1 protein-coding gene is annotated in these 558 nt (G+C 73.5%); it reads left to right on the top strand.

The window, feature by feature from the left end; translation table 11 throughout:
* The coding region (locus ACZ499_RS33640; RefSeq protein ID WP_468680142.1) for a dihydrodipicolinate synthase family protein at positions 1-423 on the top strand (423 nt) is incomplete at its 5' end.
* Positions 424-558 lie beyond the last annotated feature (135 nt).

The following is a 558-nucleotide window of genomic DNA, read 5'->3' as shown; positions in this document are numbered from 1 at the left end:
GACGGCAGCGTCGTCGCGGTCAAGGAGTTCAGCGGGGATGTGCGCCGGGCGTACGAGATCGCCGAACTCGCCCCGGATCTCGACCTGTTGATCGGCGCCGACGACGTGCTCCTCGAACTCGCCCTCGCGGGCGCGGTCGGCTGGATCGCCGGATACCCCAACGCCTTCCCCGCCTCCTGCGCCGAGCTCTACCACGCCGCCGTCGCCGGGGACCTGGCCACGGCCGTGCCGCTCTACCGCTCTCTGCACTCCCTGCTGCGCTGGGACTCGAAGACCGAGTTCGTCCAGTCCATCAAGCTGTCGATGGACATCGCCGGACGGCCCGGCGGCCCGGTCCGCCCGCCGCGCGTCCCGCTCTCCGGGGAGATCGAGGCGGGGGTGCGCCTGGCCACCGAGAAGGCCGTGGCCGACGGCCACCGCTGATCCGTCCGGCCGCCGCCGGTCGGGCGGTGCCATCTCGCGGGGAGGCGGCGCGGTTTTCCCGCCTCCCGTCCGCGTGCTGTAAAGCCCCTCCCCCGCCGGGACCAGCTCCCCCCAACCCCCCCACACTTCCCCCAA

It is taken from the genome of Streptomyces sp. NPDC031265 (assembly GCF_055570295.1).
This window is presented reverse-complemented; position numbering and strand designations above follow the sequence as displayed.